General features: G+C 45.3%; 27 protein-coding genes. 9 read left to right on the plus strand and 18 right to left on the minus strand.

The window, feature by feature from the left end:
* Nucleotides 1–73: 73 nt before the first annotated feature.
* Nucleotides 74–643: a PIN domain-containing protein gene (locus tag QUA03_RS23015; protein WP_333215285.1), complete on the minus strand. Its 570-nt coding sequence runs from the start codon at nucleotides 641–643 to the stop codon at nucleotides 74–76.
* 3 nt (nucleotides 644–646) lie between these two features.
* On the minus strand, nucleotides 647–1,117 hold the full coding sequence (locus QUA03_RS23020) for a helix-turn-helix domain-containing protein (RefSeq protein ID WP_333215287.1): 471 nt from the start codon (nucleotides 1,115–1,117) through the stop codon (nucleotides 647–649).
* 90 nt (nucleotides 1,118–1,207) lie between these two features.
* Here QUA03_RS23020 and QUA03_RS23025 point away from each other — a divergent pair, with 90 nt between their 5' ends.
* Entirely contained in the window at nucleotides 1,208–1,831 is a 624-nt protein-coding gene (locus tag QUA03_RS23025) for a hypothetical protein (protein WP_333215289.1), read from the plus strand.
* A gap of 78 nt (nucleotides 1,832–1,909) precedes the next feature.
* Here the strand turns inward: QUA03_RS23025 and QUA03_RS23030 are convergent, their stop codons facing one another.
* The 4 genes from QUA03_RS23030 to QUA03_RS23045 form a co-directional block, all read right to left on the minus strand.
* Nucleotides 1,910–2,491, minus strand: coding sequence for an NAD(P)H-dependent oxidoreductase (locus QUA03_RS23030; protein ID WP_333215291.1), 582 nt, complete (start codon nucleotides 2,489–2,491; stop codon nucleotides 1,910–1,912).
* A gap of 39 nt (nucleotides 2,492–2,530) precedes the next feature.
* Nucleotides 2,531–3,412, minus strand: a complete 882-nt coding sequence (locus QUA03_RS23035) for a ChaN family lipoprotein (protein WP_333215293.1) — start codon at nucleotides 3,410–3,412, stop codon at nucleotides 2,531–2,533.
* A 548-nt stretch (nucleotides 3,413–3,960) separates the two neighbouring features.
* Nucleotides 3,961–4,323, minus strand: a complete 363-nt coding sequence (locus QUA03_RS23040; RefSeq protein ID WP_333215295.1) for a cupin domain-containing protein — start codon at nucleotides 4,321–4,323, stop codon at nucleotides 3,961–3,963.
* A gap of 95 nt (nucleotides 4,324–4,418) precedes the next feature.
* Nucleotides 4,419–4,694 carry a hypothetical protein gene (locus tag QUA03_RS23045; protein ID WP_333215297.1) on the minus strand — a complete coding sequence of 92 codons (276 nt, stop codon included), beginning with the start codon at nucleotides 4,692–4,694 and terminating at the stop codon, nucleotides 4,419–4,421.
* Between the two features lie 160 nt (nucleotides 4,695–4,854).
* Between QUA03_RS23045 and QUA03_RS23050 the strand changes: the two genes are divergently transcribed.
* From QUA03_RS23050 to QUA03_RS23070, 5 genes are all read left to right on the plus strand, one after another.
* Entirely contained in the window at nucleotides 4,855–5,493 is a 639-nt protein-coding gene (locus tag QUA03_RS23050) for a peroxiredoxin (protein ID WP_006632618.1), read from the plus strand.
* 299 nt (nucleotides 5,494–5,792) lie between these two features.
* Entirely contained in the window at nucleotides 5,793–6,374 is a 582-nt protein-coding gene (locus QUA03_RS23055; RefSeq protein ID WP_333206102.1) for a Uma2 family endonuclease, read from the plus strand.
* 35 nt (nucleotides 6,375–6,409) lie between these two features.
* The gene (locus QUA03_RS23060; protein ID WP_333215299.1) at nucleotides 6,410–6,994 is read left to right on the plus strand and encodes a Uma2 family endonuclease; all 585 of its coding nucleotides are present in this window, start codon (nucleotides 6,410–6,412) and stop codon (nucleotides 6,992–6,994) included.
* 65 nt (nucleotides 6,995–7,059) lie between these two features.
* Nucleotides 7,060–8,034: a cysteine synthase A gene (locus QUA03_RS23065; RefSeq protein WP_333215301.1), complete on the plus strand. Its 975-nt coding sequence runs from the start codon at nucleotides 7,060–7,062 to the stop codon at nucleotides 8,032–8,034.
* A gap of 135 nt (nucleotides 8,035–8,169) precedes the next feature.
* Nucleotides 8,170–8,469: a (2Fe-2S) ferredoxin domain-containing protein gene (locus QUA03_RS23070; protein ID WP_333215303.1), complete on the plus strand. Its 300-nt coding sequence runs from the start codon at nucleotides 8,170–8,172 to the stop codon at nucleotides 8,467–8,469.
* 14 nt (nucleotides 8,470–8,483) lie between these two features.
* Here QUA03_RS23070 and QUA03_RS23075 read toward each other — a convergent pair whose 3' ends face one another.
* The 7 genes from QUA03_RS23075 to QUA03_RS23105 all read right to left on the minus strand — a co-directional run bounded on the left by QUA03_RS23075 (nucleotide 8,484) and on the right by QUA03_RS23105 (nucleotide 16,239).
* Complete coding sequence (locus QUA03_RS23075) at nucleotides 8,484–9,716, minus strand: hypothetical protein (RefSeq protein WP_333215305.1); 1,233 nt, start codon at nucleotides 9,714–9,716, stop codon at nucleotides 8,484–8,486.
* Between the two features lie 164 nt (nucleotides 9,717–9,880).
* On the minus strand, nucleotides 9,881–10,312 hold the full coding sequence (locus QUA03_RS23080; protein ID WP_333215307.1) for an HNH endonuclease: 432 nt from the start codon (nucleotides 10,310–10,312) through the stop codon (nucleotides 9,881–9,883).
* Between the two features lie 153 nt (nucleotides 10,313–10,465).
* Nucleotides 10,466–11,089, minus strand: a complete 624-nt coding sequence (locus QUA03_RS23085) for a heme-copper oxidase subunit III (protein ID WP_333215309.1) — start codon at nucleotides 11,087–11,089, stop codon at nucleotides 10,466–10,468.
* 143 nt (nucleotides 11,090–11,232) lie between these two features.
* Nucleotides 11,233–13,038 (minus strand): cytochrome c oxidase subunit I, encoded by a 1,806-nt coding sequence (gene ctaD / locus QUA03_RS23090; RefSeq protein ID WP_333201323.1) that lies wholly within the window; start codon nucleotides 13,036–13,038, stop codon nucleotides 11,233–11,235.
* 78 nt (nucleotides 13,039–13,116) lie between these two features.
* Nucleotides 13,117–14,118, minus strand: a complete 1,002-nt coding sequence (locus QUA03_RS23095) for a cytochrome c oxidase subunit II (RefSeq protein WP_333167591.1) — start codon at nucleotides 14,116–14,118, stop codon at nucleotides 13,117–13,119.
* Nucleotides 14,119–14,339: 221 nt separating this feature from the next.
* Nucleotides 14,340–15,104: a class I SAM-dependent methyltransferase gene (locus QUA03_RS23100; protein ID WP_333215326.1), complete on the minus strand. Its 765-nt coding sequence runs from the start codon at nucleotides 15,102–15,104 to the stop codon at nucleotides 14,340–14,342.
* 97 nt (nucleotides 15,105–15,201) lie between these two features.
* Nucleotides 15,202–16,239: an LD-carboxypeptidase gene (locus tag QUA03_RS23105; RefSeq protein WP_333215311.1), complete on the minus strand. Its 1,038-nt coding sequence runs from the start codon at nucleotides 16,237–16,239 to the stop codon at nucleotides 15,202–15,204.
* 195 nt (nucleotides 16,240–16,434) lie between these two features.
* Between QUA03_RS23105 and QUA03_RS23110 the strand changes: the two genes are divergently transcribed.
* Nucleotides 16,435–17,868, plus strand: a complete 1,434-nt coding sequence (locus QUA03_RS23110; protein ID WP_333215313.1) for a carotenoid oxygenase family protein — start codon at nucleotides 16,435–16,437, stop codon at nucleotides 17,866–17,868.
* A 753-nt stretch (nucleotides 17,869–18,621) separates the two neighbouring features.
* Complete coding sequence (locus tag QUA03_RS23115; protein ID WP_333215316.1) at nucleotides 18,622–19,443, plus strand: SDR family NAD(P)-dependent oxidoreductase; 822 nt, start codon at nucleotides 18,622–18,624, stop codon at nucleotides 19,441–19,443.
* Between the two features lie 469 nt (nucleotides 19,444–19,912).
* Here QUA03_RS23115 and QUA03_RS23120 read toward each other — a convergent pair whose 3' ends face one another.
* From QUA03_RS23120 to QUA03_RS23135, 4 genes are all read right to left on the minus strand, one after another.
* Entirely contained in the window at nucleotides 19,913–20,155 is a 243-nt protein-coding gene (locus QUA03_RS23120) for a type II toxin-antitoxin system RelE/ParE family toxin (RefSeq protein WP_333215318.1), read from the minus strand.
* A 62-nt stretch (nucleotides 20,156–20,217) separates the two neighbouring features.
* On the minus strand, nucleotides 20,218–20,493 hold the full coding sequence (locus QUA03_RS23125) for a type II toxin-antitoxin system ParD family antitoxin (protein ID WP_333215320.1): 276 nt from the start codon (nucleotides 20,491–20,493) through the stop codon (nucleotides 20,218–20,220).
* A 33-nt stretch (nucleotides 20,494–20,526) separates the two neighbouring features.
* Nucleotides 20,527–23,673, minus strand: a complete 3,147-nt coding sequence (locus tag QUA03_RS23130) for a CHAT domain-containing tetratricopeptide repeat protein (protein WP_445304868.1) — start codon at nucleotides 23,671–23,673, stop codon at nucleotides 20,527–20,529.
* A 259-nt stretch (nucleotides 23,674–23,932) separates the two neighbouring features.
* Nucleotides 23,933–25,336: a tetratricopeptide repeat protein gene (locus QUA03_RS23135; RefSeq protein ID WP_333215322.1), complete on the minus strand. Its 1,404-nt coding sequence runs from the start codon at nucleotides 25,334–25,336 to the stop codon at nucleotides 23,933–23,935.
* A 115-nt stretch (nucleotides 25,337–25,451) separates the two neighbouring features.
* Here QUA03_RS23135 and QUA03_RS23140 point away from each other — a divergent pair, with 115 nt between their 5' ends.
* Entirely contained in the window at nucleotides 25,452–25,715 is a 264-nt protein-coding gene (locus QUA03_RS23140) for a hypothetical protein (protein ID WP_333215324.1), read from the plus strand.
* Between the two features lie 110 nt (nucleotides 25,716–25,825).
* Here the strand turns inward: QUA03_RS23140 and QUA03_RS23145 are convergent.
* Nucleotides 25,826–26,050 (minus strand): transposase (locus tag QUA03_RS23145; RefSeq protein ID WP_445304867.1); only part of this gene is annotated, 225 nt, incomplete at its 5' end.

The following is a 26,050-nucleotide window of genomic DNA, read 5'->3' on the forward strand; positions in this document are numbered from 1 at the left end:
TTTTGGTAAAAATTGTAATCTCACACTTTTTTCATTATAACCGATAACTAATCAACTTATTTATTTTTCATTCCTAATCTCGATAGCACAATTCTCGCATCCGATTTGCTGACAGCGGCAGTCCCAATTCTACCAGCGTTTGTAAATACTCGTCAGGCGTTTTTGGCGGATTTTTGAGCCTGATTCTTTGTTTCTCGGCTGCTTTGCATACTGTTTGCCAGTTGAGGTCAAGCAAGTCTAAAATAAAATCATCTGGATGCTGCGCTAAAATGTCGTAAGGTGCAAGAGCTTCTTCAGGAAAATCTCTGAGATTGAAAGTAATAATAAACTTAGAACGAGAGTGAATTGCAGCAGCTAGGACATGACGATCGCCCGGATCGGGAAGTTCTAACTCTTGTATAATTGTCTCATAGCCTTGCACCAAGCAATTTTCAACACTTGCATTCATTAATCTTTTGGTTCGAGCAAGCTGTTCAAATCTTATATCGGGACGGTTTATAAGTACATTTCTCATCCACTCGTCGTGAATTTCTTCAGTCCAACGTGCCTCAACTATGTCGGTAGTTGCCAACTCTACAAATAAGTCACGAAGAGATGCCGAATACAAAACATTAGCATCATAAACAACAGTTAAAATTGCCATGTTTTAAGGGTACAAACCGAGTGCTTCTGATTCATCTACAAGCATATCCATAATTTTACTACTTTCTTCGTAACTTTGTTTTTTATAGTCCATTAAATCTTCGTAACGTATCCTGCGACTGTTCCTGACTGTCTTGTAAGGGATTTTTCCCGCATCCAGCAACTCCCGCATATATTTATCTGAAACTCCCAGAATGTCTGCTGCTTGATAAATATGAAGTTCTTTAGTAATGGGAGTTAGCTTGACAGTATTGCCGCTGCTTGTTTGTTGCAAAATTGCTAACAGCAGTGGCAATGCTGCTGCAGGTATGTCAATTGTCTTTCCCTCTTTTTCGTTTAATATCAATTTGAGGGATTCGCCAGACGGATGATTTTGCAAGTGCGATTCTAAAGCGCGGCTACTGGTTTTGGCAACCGCTGCTTCTGCTGCTGTGGGCAAAGCAGGTGCTGAGTCGGGATCTCCGGTGAATGTCATGTTAATTTAGGGGTGAGAATAACAGGCAATCAATTATAATTGTAGCAATTTCAGAATGCGATCGCCAAAATCGAGCAAGGAGGTTAACCTGTGGCATACAGCGACTTTACAACTTTAGCGAAAGTTAGAGAATCTTTTAATTTAACCGTAGAAGAACCTTTAGATTTGTTTAGTGATATCCCAGAGGTACAGCCAAGTTCCTATTTGCAAACTACTTTAACTGAAAACCTGTCTTTAGCTACTGCAATTAATACAGAAAAGGCTCGCGCTGAATTAATTATTGCTCCAATATTATTGGAAGTCAGGCGGCAATTTAATTTTCAAGTTGGTTTTTTCTCTGGTTCAGAATTCAATGTAGATGTAGAAGCGGGCTTAAACGGGTATTGCGATTATATTCTCACTGCATCGAAGGATTCCTATGAAATTCGCGCCCCCGTAATTACTCTCACAGAGGCTAAGAATGAAAGTATTAAATCCGGTTTAGGCCCGTGTATTGCAGAAATGGTAGCCGCCCAATTATTTAATCAGCGCAGCGGAGAGCAAATTGAAAGCATTTATGGGGCTGTTACTACGGGTATTGATTGGAAGTTTCTTAAATTGAGTAACAGCACAATTTTCATTGACAAGCGAGACTTTTTTATTAATGAAATTAGTCGGATTTTGGGCATTTTAACAATGCCGTTTCAAGGCTTTTATTCTATGAATCGCACTTGATGCAGCCAGCAAAATAACAGATACTAGGATTAGGGACACAACATTGCTGTGTCCCTACTGCAAAATGAATTTATTGCTTCAGGCGATTAATTTCGACAGCACATTAGACAACTTAGCACCGAGATTTTCAACAGCGTCCTGCTGTTTGGGATCTTTCATCGTACCGTCAGTATTAAATGCTTCAAAAGCTTGGGGAATTGCTTTCTGATCGGGGAGTACCAATACGTTAATATTCCCCAGGATCGATCGCAAATGCACCAATCCCCGCAAACCGCCCATTCCGCCTGGGGAAGCACTCATAATTACCGCTACTTTGCCAGTAAATGCCACCAATCCCGGTTCACCAGGTGCTGGGCGCGATACCCAATCGATCGCATTTTTCAACACAGGCGTAATTGAACTGTTATACTCAGGGGAAGCTATCAAAAACCCGTCATGCGCTACCATCAATTCCTTCAATTGGCGAGCATTTTCTGGCATTCCCTCTTTTGCTTCTAAATCTTCGTCAAATAGCGGCAGCGGCAAATCGCGCAAATCTACATAAGTAACTTCTGCGCCCGCCGCACTAGCCCCAGCCGCCGCAACTTTTACCAGCAGTTTGTTATATGATCCTTCGCGGGTACTCCCGGCAAATGCCAGTATTTTTGGTCGGTTTGTCATTGATTTTTTTCCTGCTTATTGTTTTTGCGTATAATTGTACTATTTCGAGTGATTCCAAACAAAGTCAGCAATGGGTCTATCTGCCGACAAAACAGGATTGTCACTGGAATTGAGTAAAACAGATCGCATTTTTACATTCCCGACTCCTAAACGCCTCTCGACGCGACTGGGAATGCCGTAACCGTAAATAATGTGTCCTTTCCCCGCCAACACCACAACTTGATAGTCGGGGTTGGCTTTGACAAATTCAGCTATTTTTTCCGCCATAGTTTCGTCCCACAAAACTTGGGCTTGCAAAAATCTTTCAAAAGCCGTACTATTTCCCTGTGCTGCCTTTTGGTGTTGCTGGTAAACTTCTAGCAGCAGTTGCCGATATTCGGCGTTGTCGGTGCGAATTTCGGATATTGGGGGAATGTGCTTTTTTTCCTCGGCTGTGAGGCTTTCTAAACCTTGAGTGGCAACTTTTCTCGTTACTTCGGATGGTGTATTTAAGGCGAGGACGGGTAGTTGATTTTCTTTGGCAAACCGCAAAATGGGGGCGTAAGATTCCCAGGGAAAGCGCCATCTGCGATCGTACTCTGTTTGCTCGACTAATTGCTCTTCAGTCAGTTTACCTGCTAAGTAGTTGTCGATCGCACTTTGAAAGGGACGCTGAAACATTTCCATTGCGATCGCAATTTTCCGATTTTGTCGCTGCATTTCTCGGATAATCGCCAGTTGAGCTTGGTGATCTTCCGCGCTATCGTGGGTTTCACCCAGATACACGACTTTTGCCTTCACCAACTGTTGCAGAATCTCTTGGTTAGTGTAAGTCTGCCCAGGTTGAGGGTTCGCCGTCGTTGGAGCAGCCGCTACACTGCTACACAGCAGAAAGATACTGAGCGATAAGGCGCACAGTTTGATGAGTTTGGTTGTTTTCATACACACATTATGCCGTTTCTCGCAGCAGCAAGCACAGCCGAACTCTACTATTTTAGCTGAGCAGCTAGAAAGCTCAATGCTTAATTTAAATTCATAATTATCCGCAGTTACTTCTAAAAATGTAAAGTTTAGTTGCAGGTACTTGCGCTTCTAAAAGAAGGTGCTAAATTAATAATATGAAGCGAACAAAAAGCTTCTCTGACAGATACAACCTCTAGATACCACAGCGAAGTTCACAATAGAATCTAAGGAGTAAAAACGCTGTTTAATCTCACATCTGTCTCATCAAAAAACAATAGCAGCACCCACCAACAAAGCTGATACTTCCTCAACTAATTAGAGGGGAGCAATGCAACTGAATCCGAGGATTATTGCAACTCCACATCGAAGTTGAAAAAAGAGGAAATCACTCGGTACATATGGCTGGGTGCTGTTGTTGTTAAAAGAGATTTTCGGTTGATGATGTTTTCTCAGTAAAGGCAGAGCCTCTATATATGCGTTACCGGGCAGAGCCTGGTAACGAGCATACAAGGATAAAAACTAGAAAATTACTGGAAAATTGTCTCGTCTTCCTTTCGCCACGCGGGATCGACGATACAAATAAATATTAGGGGCTCTGTGCCACAGTTGTAAATAAACTGCTTGGCGTTTGGGGGAATATAAACTGCATCTCCGGCTTCCACGAATTTATTTTCGTCGTCGATGTGCATTTCTCCAACGCCGCTGAGGATGTAATAAACTTCAGAAGTTGTCAGGGAGTGCAGTGCAGAAGTTTGCCCCACTGGCAAAGTGGCATGGGCTAAACTGTAACGCAAATCCACAGCTTGTTTGTCTGGATGCAATAATTCTCGCAGTTGAGTACCGTCGCCAGCAATAAACTCCTCGCAGGCATTTAGCTTTTGAATTAGCATTCTTTCCCCTCTCCTGAAAATCTCTTTACCACAACTTAAGTTTAATTGAAAGAGCCAGAGATGTTAAGAAATATGTAAAGCGTCGAGCGGATTTTTTAACCGTAAATTCCCGAATGCGATCGATAATCAGGACAGTCGATCGCATCTTCAGATAAAGCTATTGTAGGCTGAACGGGACACTTGAGGTGGTAGTCACCGGTGAAAAATACGCAGTTAGCACAAGGGATTTGGTGCATCCGCTGAGCTCGACGCAGGGAGTCGGTGACTGTACGCCCGACACTCAAACACAACAAAAAAACTAAGCCCCAAGCGGACACAAAACACAGCGGGACTAAAATAGGCTGTATTGCCTTAAGCAAAAAGTAAAGCATAGCAAGAAAATTTAGCGGTATAAGCCACACATACATTACAGTAGTGGAATTGCCGATCGATCGACCCAAAAGTTTAGAATCCTTTACAGCTCGATCGAGAAACCGGGCAATTATGGCATGATAAGGAGCAGTCCTTAAATAAATTTAGAGGAAATCAGTTATGACTCTGCGATTAGGCGATACAGTTCCCAACTTTACTCAAGCTTCGTCTGAAGGGGAAATCAATTTCTACGACTGGGCTGGCGATAGCTGGGTCGTGTTGTTTTCCCACCCGAAAGACTATACTCCAGTGTGCACCACAGAACTCGGTGCAGTGGCCCGTCTAAAGTCTGAATTTGAAAAGCGGGGCGTCAAAACCATTGCCCTCAGCGTCGATGATGTGGATTCTCACATGGGCTGGATTAAAGATATTGAGGAAACTCAAAATGTCACCCTCAATTATCCGATTTTAGCAGATGGCGATCGTAAAGTATCCGACATTTACGACATGATCCATCCCAACTCGCTGAACAACTTAACAATCCGCACAGTTTTTGTGATTGATCCGGAAAAGAAATTGCGTTTGAGCATTACTTATCCGGCGAGCACGGGTCGGAATTTTAATGAAATTTTGCGAGTAATTGATTCCTTGCAACTTACAGACAAATACAGCGTTGCGACTCCGGTTGATTGGAAAGACGGCGACGATTGCGTCATCGTACCTTCGATTACCGACCCGAAAGAGTTGGAAGAGAAATTTCCTAAAGGTTATACGCCGATTAAGCCTTATTTGCGGATGACTCCTCAGCCGAATAAATAGGTTTAACATTCCTGGACGCAGAACCTAATTATGTAAGGTGCCCGCAGAGCACCTTACCTCTATAATTCGCGCGTCATATCAAATCCGTTGACCTCGGAATTATTATCTCTCTCTTCTCTTTCTCTGTGTCCTCTGTGCCCTCTGCGGTTTAATCATTCCGATAAACCGGAATTGATCCCACACCAGCTTATAGTTAGGACTTGAGTCCTTAATCCGGATTTTTGAGGACTAAAGTCCTAACTACAAACAAAGAAATTGTGCAATTTTGTCTGAACAATTTAAAGTGGAGGAAAGGCTAAATGCTGTCATCAACAATTGTGTTGCGAATACCGCCCAAATTGCAAATGACAGAAGACGAGTTTTTCGAGTTCTGTCAAATCAATAGTGAATTACGCATTGAACGCAACAAATCGGGAGAATTGCTAATTATGCCCCCTACTGGTGGAACAACAGGAAATCGCAGCGGTAGCGTTTTTGGAGAGTTGTATATTTGGGCTCGCCAAGATGGAACAGGTATGTGTTTTGACTCCAGTACGGGATTTAAGCTTTCAATGGGTGACAGGTCTCCAGATGCCTCGTGGATTAAACTGGAACGGTGGAATACTTTGTCACCAGAACAGCAAGATAAATTCCCACCTATTTGCCCTGATTTTGTAGTAGAACTCAGGTCTGCTTCTGACAATCTCAAGCCATTGCAAGAAAAAATGCAAGAATATATGAGAGAACCCGGAGTGCAGTTAGGCTGGTTAATTGACCGCAAAAATCGCCGCGTTTATATTTACCGTCCTGGTTTGCCAGAGGAATGTTTGGAGAATCCGGCTACCGTTAGCGGCGACCCCGTTTTGCCGGGATTTGTACTCAATATGAGCAAGATTTGGTAAGCTTAGTATAGGAGCAACGATCGAGGAAATCAATTATGTTGACATCAACAATCGTGTTGCGAATACCACCAGAATTGCAAATGACAGATGACCAGTTTTTCGAGTTCTGTCAAATCAATAGTGAGTTACGAATTGAACGCAACAAATCGGGAGAATTGCTAATTATGCCTCCTACTGGTTCGGAGACGGGAAACCGAGAAGGTAATATATTTGGGCCACTGTGGGTTTGGGCAGAACAAAATGGTACTGGTTTAGCGTTTACTTCGAGTACAGGATTTACTCTGTCAACAGGTGCCCAAAAGTCGCCGGATGCTGCTTGGATAAAATTGGCAAGATGGAATGCTTTGTCACTAGAACAAAAGCAAAAATTTGCCCCGATTTGCCCGGATTTTGTAGTAGAACTCAGGTCGGCTTCTGACAATCTCAAGCCATTGCAAGAAAAAATGCAAGAATATATGAGAGAACCAGGAGTGCAGTTAGGCTGGTTAATTGACCGCAAAAATCGCCGAGTTTATATTTACCGTCCTGGTTTACCAGAGGAATGTTTAGAGAATCCGGCTACAGTTAGCGGCGACCCCGTTTTGCCGGGATTCGTACTCAATATGAGCAAGATTTGGTAAAAGTGGTAGCAATAAATATCAACTTCTTGTAAAAATTAATAATAGGATGTAAACACGCAAAAAATATGGATATTAAAAACGGCTTTGTAGGCACAATCGGTAACACACCACTAATTCGCTTAAACAGCTTCAGCGATGAAACAGGCTGCGAAATTCTCGGTAAAGCAGAGTTTCTCAATCCCGGCGGTTCCGTTAAAGATAGGGCCGCTTTATACATCATCAAAGACGCAGAAGAAAAAGGCTTGCTGAAACCGGGCGGCACCGTTGTTGAAGGCACTGCGGGCAATACTGGCATCGGTTTGGCTCACATTTGCAACGCTAAAGGTTACAAATGTATGATTGTGATTCCCGATAACCAATCTCAAGAAAAAATCGATGCTTTGAAAACCTTGGGCGCTGAAGTTCGGACTGTTCCCGCGGTTCCTTACAAAGACCCGAATAATTATGTCAAATTGTCGGGCAGATTGGCTGCGGAAATGGAGAATGCAGTCTGGGCAAATCAGTTTGATAATTTAGCCAATCGCCGAGCTCATTACGAGACAACGGGCCCGGAAATTTGGGAACAAACAGACGGTAAAATTGATGCTTGGGTAACAGCTACTGGTACCGGCGGCACTTTTGCTGGTGTAGGAATGTTTTTGAAAGAAAAAAATTCTGCTGTGAGAATTGTGTTGGCAGACCCGATGGGCAGCGGGCTTTACAGTTATTTCAAAACTGGGGAAATTAAGACTGAAGGTAGTTCGATTACTGAGGGAATTGGCACCACTCGCGTCACTGCAAATATGGAGAATGCCCCGGTAGACGACGCCATTCAAATTGACGATACTGAAGCTGTCCGCGTGATTTACCAACTGCTGAGGAAAGAAGGGCTGTTTATGGGCGGTTCTGTGGGGATTAATGTGGGGGCGGCTGTGGCTTTGGCGAAGCAAATGGGGCCTGGACATACGATTGTTACGGTACTCTGCGACGGCGGGGCTCGGTATCAGTCGCGTTTGTTCGATCGACAATGGTTGGCTTCCAAAGGTTTGTCACCAGATTAACCGTAGGGTGCGCTGCGGCGCACCTTAAAATCTGGACATATATAAAATCTGGGCATAAAATTTGGGCATATATGCGCGCACCTATTGCCATGATAAAAAAATAGCATATATGTAGCAGAGTGTCAAGTAAAAAATATGAAAATCAAAGAATCTTCTAGGCAAGTTCTTGTTTGCCAAAACCGCACTTGTCGCAAGCAAAATTCAGCAAAGGTACTGGCAGCTTTTCAGAAATTGTCGCCCTCAGAAGTTGAAGTTGTTGCTAGCAGTTGTTTGGGACAGTGCGGCAACGGGCCGATGGTGTTGGTGCTGCCAGAAGAGGTTTGGTACAATGCCGTTTGCCCTGAAGAAGTTGCGGCAATAACTGAGCAACATTTGCGGGGAGGAAAGCCGTTAGATAAGATGCTTTACCGCAAGTTTCACCGACTTTCTAATTAGTCGATCGCCCTCGTTTAAAATTCTTCCGCAAACAATCGGCGGAGAATTTCCGTGACTTCGGCGCAAAATCTGGCGTCGAGTTCGATCGCCAAGCGATCGACACTGGTAGAACCGCCTACAGGTTTTTCTGCCCGCAAACTCATGGCTAAAGTTCTGAGTTTGGCCGGCTTTCCCGCCGCCTTCGGCCGTTCGTCAACAAACCGCACTAAAGCCACATAAACTGTTTCTAGGGTTCCCCTGATCGAGCTGAGTCCGTAACCCAATTTTGAGATAATTACTGGAGAAGTGATCAGGCTATCCATCCCCAAAGTTTTAATTGCTACATCTACATATCGAGCGCTGTCATGTCCCATTGCTCTGACAATGCTTTCTAAGCTGTTCCACTGAGATGCTTTCATGCGCGATCGCTGTTCGATGTGGAAGTGCCATCCTAACATGGAAATCAGCCTGGTTAAATCATAAGCAGATACGGTATTACTTTGTTTGGTACTGTTTAATGCCGCACTTAGCAGCACTTGTTTTTTGGTGAGATCAAAGATTTTGGGGTTGTTGTGATAAGGATTTTCGCCGTAATCGCCGCGAAAAATTAGGTCATTATTGCCAGTAGCGCTCTTCAGCCATTGCTCTAATCCTATGCGAGTATCGAAGCGTTTGAACATTGCAGCTAAGGAGTTTGAACTTGCTATATTTGAGGCATAGCTAATCATGTCTTTTGCTACATCGTAAAAGTAAAAATCGTGTCTTAGCCCGTTGCCATCTCTAACAACGCAGTTGTCAATGTCGCAGTCGGGATATTTGCTATTTATTTGACTGACGATATTAAGGAGTGCGACAATTTTAGTGGCACTCCACTGTTCAGCATTGGTAAGCGCGTTTTTTCCCAGCCACTGTGCCTGAATTTTGCCGTCTACAAAAGTACCAATACAAACGCAGGCTTCCTTAATATCTGCGTGCAAAAAATTTAAAGCTTGAGAGTTAATTTGAGGTAGTTCTCCCAGGCTGGGAAACGGGGTAGGTTTGAGGGGATTATTGGGGCCGGGAAGAGAGCTAATTACTTTTAAGCCGTCGGGTTTCTGTTTGAGATAATCGGGATAGTTTTTAATTTCTTGTTGGTAAAGGGATTTTTCAATGCCCCGGTCTAAAAAAGCTAGTTTGTTTATGTTAGCTTGGGCATCTATTTCCATTTGGAGGTAGTTTTTGAAGATGCGGGCTCGGTCTTTTGCGAGTTCGAGGGAGGTGAGGTTCATAATAATAGTTGGCAGCTTGTTACCAATAAGTAAATCACTATACTAGGATTTACGCAAACAAACCGGGTTTCTATGTAAAATTTTGGTTTGAAAAACGAAAAATTTATGAATAACCGGGTTTCAGACAGTAACTGCGTCCAAGACTATATATCTGAGCTCGCTCCCTACGATCGAGCTTTTTTGCCGCGTACTTGAATGCGTTTGTCGGTTTTTTGTTTCTTAATCCAAGAGACAAATTTCTGGAGTTCTGGGTTATTTTTGAGCTTTTCCAGGGTATTGAGCTCTTGGGCGAGGTGTTTGTTGTCAAATAGAGAGTGAATCTGGCGGTGACAGGCTGAGCAAATGTCGATTGTCGGGCTGGGATCTTCGTTTTTCCGCTTGGTGTTTTGTTTGGGGATGAGGTGATGGGCGGTTAATGCTTCCATTTGTCGATCGCACAATTCGCACTGCATAATTTTCTCAATGCTGTTGGATAGGAGAATTGCTACTTTTAGTTTAGCGCGATCGGCTTTGATATCATTTCCGGTTACACTCCTTATGATGTTGACTGTTGACGGTTGACGGTTGACGGTTGACAGTGAACAGCCAACAGTCAACAGTGAACCGTGAACTCGAATTTACTATTCCGATGCTAACGGATTTGATATGAGAGGGTGAATGAAAGTCGATCGCACTCTCCAAACAATAAAAAAACCCCCAATTGGGGGTCATACAAACCTCTTGTGGCAGAGGTTGAAAAGCCTCTGGGATCACAAAATATACAGTAACAGAAACAAAACAATCCAAATCACATCGACAAAGTGCCAGTAAATCTCAGTCGCTTCGATTCCGAAGTGGTGCTCGCTAGAATAGTGACCTTGCGCGCGCGATCGCCACACTACCCCCGCCATCAACAGCACTCCAAACGTAACGTGCAAGCCGTGAAAAGCAGTCAAAACGTAAAAGCAACTGGCATACAAATTAGTCGTCAAGCCAAACTCTAAATGAGTGTATTCGTAAACCTGACCTGCCAAGAAAACTGCGCCCATAGCAATAGTTACGAGCAACCAATTCCGCATTCCGGTGGCATCATTCTTTTTGATTGCAGTATCAGCATTGTGAATTACAAAACTGCTAGCAATCAGAATTATCGTATTAATTCCCGGCAGCAATAACTCTCGCCCTGGCGTACCTTCAGGAGGCCACACGGGGGCCATCGCCCGATAAATCAAATACGCGGCAAACATACCGAAAAATATCATGCCTTCAGCGCACAGGAACACAATTACACCTAACATTCGGTGGTCGGGATGCTCGACGCCGTGTGCTTCTACTTCGCCCTCGTGGTGGTAATTTAGGGCTGTTTTTGTCGGATCGATCGCTGGAATTTGCATAAGAAATTGGTAATGAAGAAGTCAGTTGTCAGTTGTCAGTTGTCAGTTGTCAGTTGGCATTAGTCATCAGTCATTAGTTAACAGTCAACAGTCAACCGTCAACCGTCAACAATGCCCAATGACTAATGCCTGATGACTAATAACTATTCGCCATCTTGACTTTCATCAGCAGGAGAATCAACATCTATCTCTGATTCAGGAGCTACCAAAGTGGCAGTACCGCCAAAGAAAGTTGAAGCTTGAGCCTCCGCAATAGGAATACCTGTTTTCTGGGCGTTGCGGGTGGCATTTTCCCTCAGCTTGAGTCTGAGACGTTCCCCTGTATTCTGAATTTTTTCCATGCCGTAATCGTAAGGCCCCGTTGCCAATACCGGCACTCCTTCAAAATTTTCGATGGGGGGCGGCGAAGTCGTCATCCATTCCAAACTCAAAGCTTGCCAAGGATTGTCACCTGCTTTCGGGCCGTACCTCCAGCTCCAAATCACATTAATGATAAACGGGATTGTAGACACTGCCAGCATATAAGCACCGACAGTACAAATCACATTAATTGTGGTAAATTTCGGGTCGTACATTGCCACGCGCCGGGGCATTCCTTGCATCCCCAAAGCGTGCATCGGCAGGAAAGTTACAGTAAAGCCAACATAGGTTAAAACAAAGTGAACTCTACCCCAAAATTCATTAATCATCCGCCCCGTCATTTTGGGGAACCAGTGGTAAAAAGCAGCGTAAATGCCAAACACTGAGCCGCCAAACAGCACGTAGTGTAGGTGAGCGACGACAAAATAAGTGTCGTGAACGTGAATGTCGAAAGGTACGGAAGCTACCATGATCCCGGTGATGCCGCCGAGAACAAATGTTGAGATAAAACCCATCCCAAATAGCATGGCGCTGACAAGCCGCAGTTTGCCTCCCCAAATAGTTGCCAACCAGCTAAATATTTTAATCCCTGTTGGTACGGCGATGATCATAGTGGTGATCATAAAAAACATCCGCAGCCAGCCGGGAGTGCCACTGGTAAACATATGGTGCGCCCACACGATCAAGCCCAAAAAGCTGATGGCGAGACTAGAATATGCGATCGCCAAATAACCAAAAATTGGCTTCCGGGAATGCACCGGCAAAACTTCTGAAATTACCCCGAAAAAGGGCATAATCATAATGTAAACTGCCGGGTGCGAATAAAACCAGAATAAATGCTGGTAGACGATGGGATCGCCGTTGCCGGTCGGGTTAAAAAATGCCGTTCCTGCTAACAAGTCAAACGACAACAAAATTAAAGCGGCGGCTAAGACTGGAGTAGCAATCAAAGTCAACGCTGAAGTCGCAATCATCGCCCAGCAAAACAAGGGCATATCATTGAGACCCATGCTGGGAACGCGCATCGTAAAGATGGTAATGGCAAAATTTACCGCCCCCAAAATCGAAGAAGTTCCCAGAATCAAAACGCTGAGAATCCAAATTTCTTCTCCGGCTTGAGCAGTAACTAAGCTCAAAGGCGGATAGGATGTCCAACCCGCTTGCGGAGCTCCTACCAAAAAACTGCTCAACAGCAACACGCCGCCTACGGGAATCATCCAAAAGGCAACGGCATTTAGCCTGGGAAATGCCATGTCTTTTGCCCCAATCATTAAGGGGATCAAAAAGTTAGCAAATCCGGCTCCGGCGGGTACGATCCACAGGAAGATCATCACCGTCGCGTGAACAGTAAATAAACTGTTGTAGAGTTCGGGGGTGACAAAATCGGAGTCGGGGGTGGCGAGTTCTGTTCGCACCAAAGTTGCCATCACGCCGCCGATTAAATAGAAAATAAATGTTGTTACCAGGTATTGAATACCGATGACTTTGTGGTCGGTATTAAAAGTGAAGTAGTCGCGCCAATGTCTATCGGCGGGCGCTGTTCCGCGAGCCTCAGTGTTTGCACTTTCTTGGAACTGTGCTTGTGTCATAGTTATTAGTCATTAGTTATTAGTCATTAGTTATTAGCTCAGGATAAAATACCCAGTGGCCAGAACTAATGACTATTTTTAGTGATGAGTTGGGTGAAGTTGTTCTAGGGCTTCGGAATTAATTTTTATTTCCCTGACGTAGGGAGCCAAAAATTCTCCGTCTGACAATTCCCCAGGATTGACTGCAACTGCTTGCTCTAAGTTTTGACTGCTAGCAACTTGCTGGCTTTGCAGCCAAGTGTCAAATTCTTCGGGCGTGTGAACGACTGCTACAGCTTTCATCGCTCCGTGATAAGCGCCGCACAATTCAGCACAAACAACCCGGTATTCGCCGGTTTTAGTTGGTGTAAATCTCAGTTCGCTCGGCCGACCGGGAATTGCATCTTGTTTGAGGCGAAATTCCGGCAGCCAAAATGCGTGCAGCACGTCTTGAGCTGAGATATTTAGCTGTACGTCGCGGTTTGCTGGCATATGCAGTTCGCCAGAACTAACGCCGCTTTCTGGATAGCTAAAAATCCAGGCGTACTGCAAACCTGTGACATTTACAACTAAGTCTGCTGGTTTGTCTTCATTTTCTGGGGAAGCGCCGACGCCTAGAGCAACAAGTTTTCTAGACGGAATTTGAGGGGCGTTTTGGGGTGTATCTGAGAGTGTGGCTGCGATCGCACTTCCCCGCATTTTAGAGTGCGCTTGCATCGTGCCGTGGTCATGATTGCCCATCGGATCGAGGCCTCCCATTGAGTTGTAAATCTCAAAACTGTAGACTCCGATTCCTAAAATAATCACCGCTGGCACGGCTGTCCAAAGAATTTCTAAGGGAAAGTTGTCATGCCAAGGCGGCCCGTCTGTGTTGTCTCCTTGACGGCGGCGATATTTAATTGCAGCAACGATGAGAATTCCCTGGACCATGATAAATAGTCCAGTGGAAATGGTCATCATTGTATTGAAAAGTGCGTCTATGTCGGATGCTTCGTCAGAGGCGGCGATCGGCATCAAACCGTGATTCTGCCCGTACCAGAGACTGATCAGAGTCACTCCGATGCCGGCGAGCATGGTGAGGATGGAACTTGGAATGTTCACGCTGGTACTTCTTAATAGCGACACTTCTTCGCTTGAAAAATGAAGGAAGCGCCTCTGGGTTATCAATTTTTAATTGTAAATGGTATTTTTAGTAAAATGTCTCTCTTAATGGTTACTTAAGGCTTAGAATTTTTGACCAAGCGCCTGCGCGCCTCAAAAATACGTCTTTTGTACCTTGACAAAACTCAGTAAAAATGGTAGATAATCGCTCTATTTGGCTGCTAAATTTGAGATTTTTTCTCAAACACCATCAAATGCTGCTGGGGCAACATATCTTTTGTCTCTTTCCATACTAAACCGACGGCGGCCATTTCTTTTTTCACCTGCTTCTGCGTCATTTTGTGCAAACCTTTAATGGGAATCAACGGGTTTTCGCCGCGATACTCGATCGATACCGTGCGGCCTCCCGGTTTGAGCGCTTTCACAATTCCTTGCATCATTTCTCTGGGGTATGCAAACTCGTGATAAGCATCCACCATCACAACTAAATCTACGCTGTTTTCCGGTAAATTCGGATTGTCGATACTGCCCAAAACTGGCTCAACGTTAGCGATATTTTTTTCTTGTTTATTCAATTTAATAAAATTAATCATTTCCGGCTGCACGTCAACTGCTAAAACCTTTCCTTCTGGAACTAAGGGAGCGATGCGAAAGCTAAAATATCCCGTTCCCGCTCCAATGTCTGCTACAATATCGGTTGGTTTTAAATCGAGATTGTTGACTAATCGAGCTGATTTTTCTTCCATGCCGCGAGACGGTCTTTCTAGCCAACTAGCGCCTTGATATCCCATGACTTGGGCAATTTCTCGATCCATGTAAAATTTGCCAATTCCGTCGGGATTGTGGACTGTTCGCTGCTGATAAATGGTGTCGCTGTTGGCGGTTTTACTTGCTTCTGCTGCTGCACAGGCATTAAGCGGCAACAGGCAAATTATTGCTAAGATAATTGCTGCTAGCGGTTTGATGAATTGTCGGTTTTTCACGATCGTTCTAATTGTATGTTTAATTTTTTCATTACCAGGCTCTGCGCGGTTATGCAGAACCGGAGGAAGAGCCGAGCGAATATCCAGAAGAGTTTAAGATTTAGCTGACAGCAGATTCTAACAATTTAATTGTACCAGAGTCAGCGTCGATTTCGACTTCTTGACCGATCGGCAAAGTGAACTGTTCCCGGATGTGTCCGACCATTGAACCATACCACGCGGGAATCTTCAAAGGGCGAATGTGGTCGGACAAGACTTGAGGTAAGGTTAGGGACTCTTGGGGTTTTTCAGCTTCGCACTTGGTACACTGTCCGAAAATAAAACCTGATATTTTATCAAGAATGCCCGCTAATTTAAGCTGCGTCAACATTCTATCGATGCGATAAACTTCTTCGCCAACTTCCTCGACAAACAAAATACTATTTTCCCACTGCGGTAAATATGCAGAACCCACCATTGCTGCGATTACTGATAAATTGCCGCCGATTAGTGTGCCCCTAGCTGTGCCACGCCCGATTGTTTGAACTTGCACACTTTTGGAGTTTTGCATCGTCACAGAACTTCCGTCAAACAAAACTTTTTTGACGTAATCTACTGTAAAGGGGCTCCAAGTTGACGCACCTAAAGGGCCGTGAAAAGTAACTCTATTAGTTTTAGCATAAATCGCCAATAACAGCGCCGTAATATCGCTAAATCCCATAATAATTTTGTGATTGTTGCCGATAATATTGTAATCTAGGAGGGGCAATATCCGAGCACAGCCCCAGCCGCCCATCCCGGTAAAAATAGCTCGCACTGAGTCATCGGCAAAGGCTGCGTTGACATCGGCGGCGCGATCGGCATCCTTGCCGGCTAAATAGCCGTAGCGATCGTAAAAATGCTCTCCCAATTTAACTTTTAAACCCAGCTTTTCCATAACTTTAAAAAATGGCTGCACTTCTTTTTCGTAGTTGAAAGCGGCAGGATTGATTAAAGCTACAGTATCGCCAACTTGCAGGCGGCGCGGCTTCACGATCGCATTTTTGGGAGATAGGTTGGTTTGCGCGATCCTATTCGAGGGCTTCGCTAACGGCAAAAGCTGAGTACCAACAGCAGTCAGCCCAAAAGTTGTCAGCAGAGCACGGCGGCGGAGAGTCATAGGTGTTATACCCTTGTTCGATTAAGTGAGGTACAGGTTGAGATTTTAGATTTTAGATTTTAGATTAGGGGATTGGGGGATTGAGGAATTGTTAATTCCTTGATGAATGGATCACGCGAACACTGTTATAGATGATTTTTGCTATAATTGTAAAGGAAAATTTCTGCAATATCAGTTGAAAATTGCCAGTTTCAAATGAAAACAGACACTAAAATCTCAGCTAAAAAATCCTGGGCTCAAGCTTTAGCCCGTCCGGCTGCGGAATTTCCGCTGACTCAGTTATCCGTTAAAAGCGGTAAAATTCCCGCAGGATTGCGCGGCACTCTCTATCGCAACGGGCCCGGACGTTTGGAACGCGGCGGTGTTGCTGCGGGACACTGGTTTGATGGCGACGGTGCAATTTTGGCAGTACATTTTACCGATGTCGGTGCTACGGCTGTTTATCGCTACGTGAAAACAGAGGGATATCTAGCTGAAGAAAAAGCTGATAAATTTCTCTACAGTAATTATGGCATGACAGCACCGGGCCCTGTGTGGTTGCGGTGGACTAAAACAGTTAAAAATGCTGCCAATACTTCTGTTTTAGCTTTGCCCGATCGCCTTTTGGCATTGTGGGAAGGTGGCCCGCCTCACCGCCTCGATTTGCAAACCCTGGAAACTCAGGGAACCGACGATTTAGGCAGTTTAGATAGTAAATTTGTTTATTCTGCTCACTGCAAGCGCGACCCGATTACTGGCAATATTTTCAACTTTGGAATTACCAACGGTGCGACTACAAAGTTGAATCTGTATAAAAGCGATTTTACTGGAAAAATCGTGCAACAATCAACAGTTGCTTTAGATGGAATTTACGCGCTCCACGATTTTGTTTTTGCGGAAAAGTATCTGATATTTTTTATCCCGCCGGTGCAAGTCAATTTTTTGCCATTGTTAACAGGAATTAGCAGTTATAGCGAGTCCTTTAAGTGGAAACCGGAGTTAGGTACTCAGATATTAGTTTTTGACTCAGAAACTCTCTCTTTAGTTAGTCGCGGCGAAACAGAACCTTGGTTCCAGTGGCATTTTGCTAACGGTTTTGTGAAGGAAGATGGTTCGGTGGCGGTAGATTTTGTGCGCTTCGCTGACTTTCAAACTAATCAGCGACTGAAAGAAGTACCGACTGGTGAAACTAGCACCGATGCGGAGGGTACTCTTTGCCGAGTGCATCTCAATCCTCTGACGGCGAAAGTGACAGGAATAGAAGAATTGTTGGATAAACCTTGTGAGTTTCCGATCGTACCTGCTGCCGAAATAGGGCAAGACTCACGATATATCTATCTGGCAATGTATCGGCCTGACGTTGATATTGTACCGGAACGTTACGGTGCGATCGCCAGTTTCGACACGCAAAGCCGCAATCTCACAATTGCCGACTGTGGCGAAAATCGCTATCCTGCTGAGCCCATCTACGTTCCAGATATTTCCTCGGAAAGAGGTTGGATAGTAACAGTTATTTATGACGGCAATTCTGACAGCAGCGAAGTCTGGATATTTGACAGCGAAGGGCTTGATCGCGAACCTGTTTGCAAGCTAGAATTGCCCGGTGTCATACCTTTGGGCTTTCACGGCACTTGGAAATCGGCAGTCTGAGAAAATTGTAAAGAAGTGTTGCGGAAGATTTATTAAAAATTGTTGCCGCTTCTCTGTCAAGTTGTTAAGGTGTGTGTAGATAGGAAATTCTCATATCTAGGAGGTGTGGAATTGATAATCTGCATTGCTCAATTATCCTGTGCCAATTCGCACGAATCCCCGGCGATTGTAAGTCGCGGTTGCACAGGATATCGTCTGCCTCTGCGGACTAAAAAAAGAGGGGTAATTAAGCCCTGGCGAATAACCAATCCCGGCGAATATTCCCGGCCACTTTACTCGCCGCTACACAGGCAAAATCCGCCTTCACGGACTGAAGAAAGAGGGGTTCTCCAACCCCGGTAAATGACAAATTCGCGGATCACCAATCCCCGGCCAGTTTATTCGCGGCTACACAGGCTAAGTCCGCCTCCGCGAACTGAATAAAAGCGGTAATAAAGCCCGCTTGGCAAGGATTTCTGACTAGGTTTGCCCATCTCAGCTTTGTCTGCTGGCATGAGGTTAAAAGACCAGATAATTAACTGATTTCTGGCAAACCAAAAGTTTAGTTCAGCTCACGCGCACGTTAGCGATTCAAAAGTTTTTAGTTTTGAGTTAACCCCACAAGTAAATGAGGTCTATCGAAACAAGATAGCCTTTTCAACAATTATGAATTATGAGTTGTTACCGCCAAAACATTCAACTCATAACTAATAATTCACAACTCACAACTCATAACTCCGTGCCGCGGTGAGCATCTACCAAAAGGTTTAATCTATGCAACTTCAAGGAAAAACAGCTCTTGTTACAGGAGCTTCGCGCGGAATTGGGCGATCGATCGCCCTGGAATTAGCGAGACAAGGAGTCAAACGTTTGTTGATTGTGGCGCGCAACCGCCGGCAATTAATTGAACTGGCAGAGGAAATCGATGTTTTGGGCACAGAAGTAGTGCCGTTAGCTTTGGATTTAACTCAGTCAGTTGCGGTGAATATTGCGATCGCCCAAGCTTGGCGAGATTGCGGCCCGATTCACCTGCTAGTCAACTGTGCAGGCGTCGCGCACCAAGCATCTTTCTTGCGTTCCCCGCTGCCATTAATCGAGGAAGAAATCGCCTTAAACTTGCTCGGAACCTACACAATTACCCGCTTGATAGCTCGGCGAATGGCGACTCAAAAAGAGGGAACAATCGTCAATGTTTCCAGCTTAATGGGCAAAATTGCCGCTCCCACAATGGCAACTTATTCTGCTACCAAGTTTGCCATTTTGGGATTCACCCAAGCTTTGCGTAGTGAGTTAACTCAGTACAATGTTCGAGTCACAGCTTTGCTGCCATCTCTAACAGATACCGACATGGTGCGAGACTTGGAGCAATTCCGCTGGGTAGTGCCCACAACTCCCGAAAAAGTTGCCCTAGCACTTGTCGCAGGATTGCAGAAAGATGCGCCGGAAATCTTGGTAGGATGGCAAAGTCATCTAGCAGTTTGGTGTCACCGAATTGCGCCTTGGTTGCTGGATTTTGTGTTGCGGATGGCGACTCCCGAACTTCGGGACAAATCGCGGGACCGGAAATTGCGGGAGGCTTTAGCTAGCGGGCGATAAACCCTTTTATGGGCGGGCTCTCCGGCCCACCCCACAAAAAAACTCATTCTTTGTGGAACGGGCAAGATGCCCGTTCCTAAGCGCACCTTACATTTGGCAAACACTTTAACCGTTAGTCATATCGTTTCCGGTTGCATCGGAATGATATAGAGGACACGGCAGTGCCCATAGGTGTCAACTTAAGACTCAAACCCTTGATCAATCTCGCTTTTAGCTTAGTCTAGATTCCCCTAAATCCCCCTTAAGAAGGGGGATTTTGAGAAGAATCTTGTCCCCCCCTTTTTAAGGGGGGCTAGGGGGGATCGGATTCTATGCAACCTCATAAAAAATTGGTATAAATCCCCCTTAAGAAGGGGGACTTTGAGAAGAATCTTGTCCCCCCCTTTTTAAGGGGGGCTAGGGGGGATCTAAGTTTAATAGTCAAAAGCAGTCTGTGACTAGGTTTTACGTTAAGTTGACACCAATGAGATCACTCATCCTCATCAGAAAATAGCGACGGTAAATCCCGTTCTCCCCTCACCACCCTGATAATTTCAATTCCACTGTCTATCGCCCGATAAAGAATAATGTAATCCATGAGAGGAAGCCCCCGCACAGAAGCAGCTAGTTTCTCGTAACTACGACCCATATTAGGAAAGTTAATTAAATTGCGACACTTTCGATTGAACTCCTCGACAAACTGTTCTCCAGATTCAATATTTCTAGCTGCCAACTAATCCGAAATTTCATCTAAATCGATCCTCGCTTCTGGAGAAACAATGTAGCGACTCATCTTTAGTTCTCCCGCATTTTCCGAAATTTTTCCTGTAATCTGGCTATGACTATTTCTCCATCAATCCCTTCACCGCGATCGAGTTGAGCTATTCCTGTTGATACTTTTGGTCGCGTTTTTTCTACCCATTTGTGATAGCTGTTGCTCTCTTTGGGCTCGCTGTTGTCCGCTAAAAGTTCTAATGCCGCTGCGATTACCTCCTCCGCCGAAGGATATCTGCCACTTGTAACTTGTGCTTCTATGAATTTTTGCTGCTCAGGCTTGAGAGTAATTTTCATGGGGTTTACCTCTGAGAACCTTTAACTATTATATCATTTCCACTCGCCCTGAAGGGTAAAAGCCGCCCAATAATAGGGAGATTTCCATTCTTCCTGCTGCATCATTTCAATCTGCGCCGCCCTCAAAGCTGCCGCCGGTGCTAACTTTTGTTGCACCATTTTCTGATAAAACTTTTGCATTAACACAGAAGTTCCCTCATCATCCACATTCCACAAACTCACCGCCACCCGCTGCGCCCCTGCATACATAAAACCCCTTGTTAATCCCACCATTCCTTCGCCTTTAACATTCTGTCCCATTCCCGATTGACAAGCACTTAAAACCACTAAATTTGCTGCCAGTTTCAAGTTAAAAATATCGGTGAGGCGCAAAAAACCATTGACAAGATTGCCCTTGTCATCTACCATCGACATCACAATTCCTGACAGTTCGGGATTTTTGCTGTTGGCAAGGCCGTGGGTGGCAAAGTGAACGATTTGATAATTAGCTAAACTGCCGTCGGTAGCCGTAGTGCGACTGGCATCAAAATCAAGTATTTGACTGCTAGAAGCTGAGGGGAATAAGCTGGATATTGTTTGGGCTTCTTGGCGGGTAAATGCGAGGCGTTCGGGCGGCCATTGCCGATTAGAAGCACGAAGCGATTGATTTAAACCGAGGTTATTTGCTTCTAATTTTTCTGTTGTTGCTTGGGTGATTTTTCCTTTGACTCTTTCATCATCTGGACTGAAAACAGGATCTGCTAAAATTGCTAAAGTTCGGCCAGGCGGTTTTCTATCTCCGTAATTTTGCCTGAGAATAGCGAGACTTGAGGCAGAAGGCAGAGTGATAATCTCATGTTCGGCAATTAAGGGAACATTGGTGTTTTGTCCGGCGGTTTGGGGAATGGTTAAAGCTTGAAAAGGGGTATAGTGCAGAACGCCGTCGGGAACAATTAATAAGCGTTTGTTTCTTAATTGGGCTGCTGCGGGCTGTAAAATTACTTGACCCAGATTGGCACTCGATTGGGCAACTTGTTGGGGAATCTCTCTCTGGATTGGGCTAGTTATTGTCTCTAGGAAGTCTTTAGCTGCTGTTTCAATGTCAACCTGTTTTGGCAATTCATAGCTGGTTAGTCCTGTTGAGGTCACAACCCACAAATAACTGCGGTTTTTGCCGAGGGAATACTGCAATAAAATCGTGTTTTCATCGAGAACCTGTTGCTGAATTTCTGGGAGTGTTAAAGGTTGGGGTTGGGTGAGGGCAGCGTAGCGGGGGCTGGCGCTACGAATCTTTGTTTGAATTTGTTGATATTGTTCCAAAAGTGCGAGGCGCTGTTTGTCGATTTCAGCGATTTTAGTTTGATTGGGGTTGGGGAGGCTGATTGTTTCAATGCGCTGCTTTTCAATGGCTTCGAGTTGCTGTTGCAAGCTCTTTTCTTGTTGCAGTAAATTGGGGTCAATGCCTTCCCGAATGTTGGCGTTACTTTCTTGGAGAAGTTCGAGGAGGCTGCGGGCCCTCGAACGTTCGCTGGCTTCTAAGGCTTTTGTATCATAACCGGATTTAGGATTAGTTTTATGCAGTTGCATTAACAAATCGATGTAGAGTTCGTAGTAGTTTTGTACTGTGGCAAAGTATGAGCTGCGGAGTTCAGGGCTGGCTATTTTGGTGCGGAGGTTTTCGATAATTTTGAGAGAGGATTCAATGTGATTGAGGCCTTCGGTAAGATTATTTTGGTCGCGTTTGACAGAAGCTATGTTGTAAAGGGTGAGAGCTTCCCCACCGCGATCACCTACGGCCCGTCTCAGGGGAAGCGACTGGCTGTAATACTCTAGCGCTTTCTGTTTTTCTCCCAAATCTGAGTAGACACCGCCGATATTGCCGAGGGTGTTAGCTTCCCCACCGCGATCGCCTACTGCCCGAAATAGGGGAAGCGACTGGCTGTAATACTCTAGCGCTTTCTGTTGTTCTCCCAATTCTGAGTAGGCTAAGCCGATGTTGTTTAGGGTGCGAGCTTCCCCACTGCGATCGCCTACTGCCCGACTCAGGGGAAGCGACTGGCTGTAATACTCTAGCGCTTTCTGTTTTTCTCCCAATTCTGAGTAGACTAAGCCGATATTGCCGAGGGTGCGAGCTTCCCCACTGCGATCACCTACTGCCCGAATTAGGGGAAGCGACTGACCCAAATACTCTAGCGTTTTCTGTTTCTCTCCCAAATCTGCGTAGACACTGCCGATGTTGTTGAGGGTGATAGCTTCCCCACGGCGATCGCCTATTGCCCGTCTTAGTGTCAGGGACTGGGTGTAATACTCTAGCGCTTTCTGTTTTTCTCCCAAATCATCGTAGACATTGCCGATGTTGTTGAGGGTGGTAGCTTCCCCCCCGCGATTCCCTACTGCCCGCGTCAGGGGAAGCGACTGGCTGTAATACTCTAGCGCTTTCTGTTTTTCTCCCAATTCTGAGTAAATACCGCCGATGTTGTTGAGGCTGCCAGCTTCCCCATCGCGATCGCCTGTTGCCCGTCTCAGTGTCAGGGACTGGGTGTAATACTCTAGCGCTTTCTGTTTTTCTCCCAAATCATCGTAGACAGTGCCGATGTTGTTGAGGGTGAGAGCTTCCTCCCCGCGATTCCCTACTGCCCGAAATAGGGGAAGTGACTGGCTGTAATACTCTAGCGCTTTCTGTTTTTCTCCTAAATTTGAGTAGACAGTGCCTATGTTGTTGAGGGTGAGAGCTTCCCCACGGCGATTGCCTACAGCCCGAAATAAAGGAAGTGACTGACTGTAATACTCTAGCGCTTTCTGTTTTTCTCCCAATTCTGAGTAGACATTGCCAATGTTGGTGAGGGTGACAGCTTCCTCACGGTGATCGCCGGTTGCCCGTGTCAGGGGAAGCGACTGGCTGTAATACTCTAGCGCTTTTTGTTTTTCTCCCAATTCTGAGTAGACTCTGCCGATGCCGGTGAGGGTGGTAGCTTCCCCTCGGCGATCGCCCGCTTCCCGATACAATTTTAATGCTATTTCAAATTTGACGATCGCACTTCTTTTTGCTTGGGCCGTTCCTTGATTGTAGAGTTGTACTCCTTCTTTGAAAGCTTTTTCAGCAGCGTCGCTACTGTTAGTTTGTGCTGTTTGTACGACTTTACCAACGGGCACGGCTGCTGCAACTGGCTGACTTAGCTGAACCGAAAGCGCGATCGACATACCAGCCAAAAACCATTGAGTGCGATCGAGCATAACCACCCTTTTTGTATTTTTGTCGATTTTACTCACTAGCTCGCTTAGTGTAAAGGCAGGAAGAAGTCAGGGCCGACAACCGGGGACGCGAGCAGTTCGAGGTCACTGAACTGCTCGATCGGATGTTTTGACATTCCGCCAAGTGGCGGAGTGTCGCTCACAACGCAAGAAGGGGATGTTACCGAGATGCTCGAACGATCATTTTTCTACGGCGATGCGTTGCTTTTTAGGGGTTTATAGCGCGTTTCCTGGCTTCTGATGCTTTGATATCATAACCCGAGTTAGGATTAGCTTGGTGCAGTTGCATTAACAGGTCTATGTAGAACTTGTAATAATTTTGTAGTTGGGACAAGTATGAGGTGCGAAGTTCTGGGCTAGTAATTTGGGCGCGGAGGTTTTCGATGATTTTGAGTGAGGATTCAATGTCATTGACGGCTTCGGTAAGATTGTTTTGGTGGCGTTTGACCTCAGCTATGTTGTAAAGGGTAGAAGCTTCTCGAACGCGATCACCTACCGCGCGACTTAGAGGAAGCGCTTGGCTGTAATAATCTAGCGCTTTCTGTTTTTCTCCTAACTCGGAGTAGACATTGCCGATGTTGTTGAGGGTAGTAACTTCCCCGCCGCGATGGCTTACTGCTCGAAACAGAGGAAGCGACTGGCTGTAATACTCTAGTGCTTTCTGTTTTTCTCCCAATTCTGCATAGATCCTGCCGCTGTTGTTGAGGGTCATAGCTTCCACAAACCGATTACCCAGAACCCTACTCAGAGAAAGCGACTGGCTGTAATACTCTAGTGCTTTCTGTTTTTCTCCCAATTGTGAGTAGGCCTCGCCGATGTTGCCGATGATCATAGCTTCCACAAACCGATTGCCCAGAGCCCTAATAAGAGGAAGCGACTGGTTGTAATACTCTAGTGCTTTCTGTTTTTCTCCTAAATCTGCATAAACTTGACCTATATTGTTGAGGGTGGCAGCTTCTCCAAAGCGATTGCCTATTGCTCGAAACAGGGGAAGCGATTGGCTGTAATACTCTAGTGCTTTCTGTTTTTCTCCCGAAGCATTGTAGACAAGACCAATGTTGTTGAATGTGCCAGCTTCCCCAGAGCGATCACCGAGAGCTCGATACAGGGAAAGCGCCTGGTTGTAATGCTCTAGTGCTTTCTGTTTTTCTCCCAAATCTGAATAGACTAGGCCCATACCAGTGAGGGTGTTAGCTTCTAATAAGCGCTCACCGATAGCTCGACCCAGAGGTAAGGATTGGTGGTAATACTCTAGCGCTCTCTGTTTTTCTCCCAATTCTGAGTAGGCTTGACCAATGTTGTTGAGGGTGACAGCTTCCCGAGAGCGATTGCCCGCTTCTCGATACAGCTTTAATGCTTGTTCAAACTTGACGATCGCACTTCTTTTGGCTTCCGCCGTTCCTTGTTTGTAGAGTTCCTCTGCTTCAAAATGCACTTTTTGAGCAGCCTCGCTACTGTTAGTTTGTGCTATTTGTACGGTTTTACCAACTGACACGGCTGCTGCCACTGGCTGACTTAACTGAACCGAAAGTGCGATCGACATACCAGCCAAAAACCATTGAGTGCGATCGAACATAGCCACCCCTTTTGTATTTTTGTCAATCTTAATCACTAGCTCGCTTAGTGTAAAGACTGGAAGAAGTCAGGGCGATCGGCATTTTTGCTAGAGTTAACGAGTAGGTGCGATTCCCTACGGGATCGCTACGCCGCGCGTACTTTTTCCCAGCATGAACAACATCCTAACTACCCCCGATCCTGTAACAACCCACTGGGATTGCCCCGAATGCGGCGGCACCGGTACCCTCAGCCCAGAAATTTGCCCTGTTTGTCTCGGAGCAAAATACATCGATCTCCCGACAATAACTAACTGGATGCTCGATTTTATGGAATCTCGCGGCTGCGATCGAGCTGAGATCGATCGATTGCGAACCGAAAGCCCAGACCCCCTAACATTAACTTTTTGCCTCGAAGTTTGTATCGCCCTGAAATAAACAAGGATATCAAGTCTGCTTAATTGCTTATAAATCATTTACGGGCATCGGGCATGGTCGGAAAAAAACGCAATCTACAAGTTGATTTAACTTATATCTTGCACCCAGGGCTATTTCATTCTAAACAACTCCTTAATTAGTTTAAGGCCAAATCCCGCCAGACGTTGGGCTTGAGCCATATTATCAAATCCATAATCGCGGTATATGTTGAGTGCAAAATTTCGAGCGGCTGCCCAAATTTGAACTAAAGGTTTTGTCCTTATACGAGAAGCATCTTCACCTTGAGTTACATCCCGCACATAATGAACCTTGTTTTCAACTCCCCAATAACCTCG

Origin of the sequence: Microcoleus sp. S36b_A4 (genome assembly GCF_036700645.1) — a bacterium.
GTDB lineage: Bacteria > Cyanobacteriota > Cyanobacteriia > Cyanobacteriales > Microcoleaceae > Microcoleus.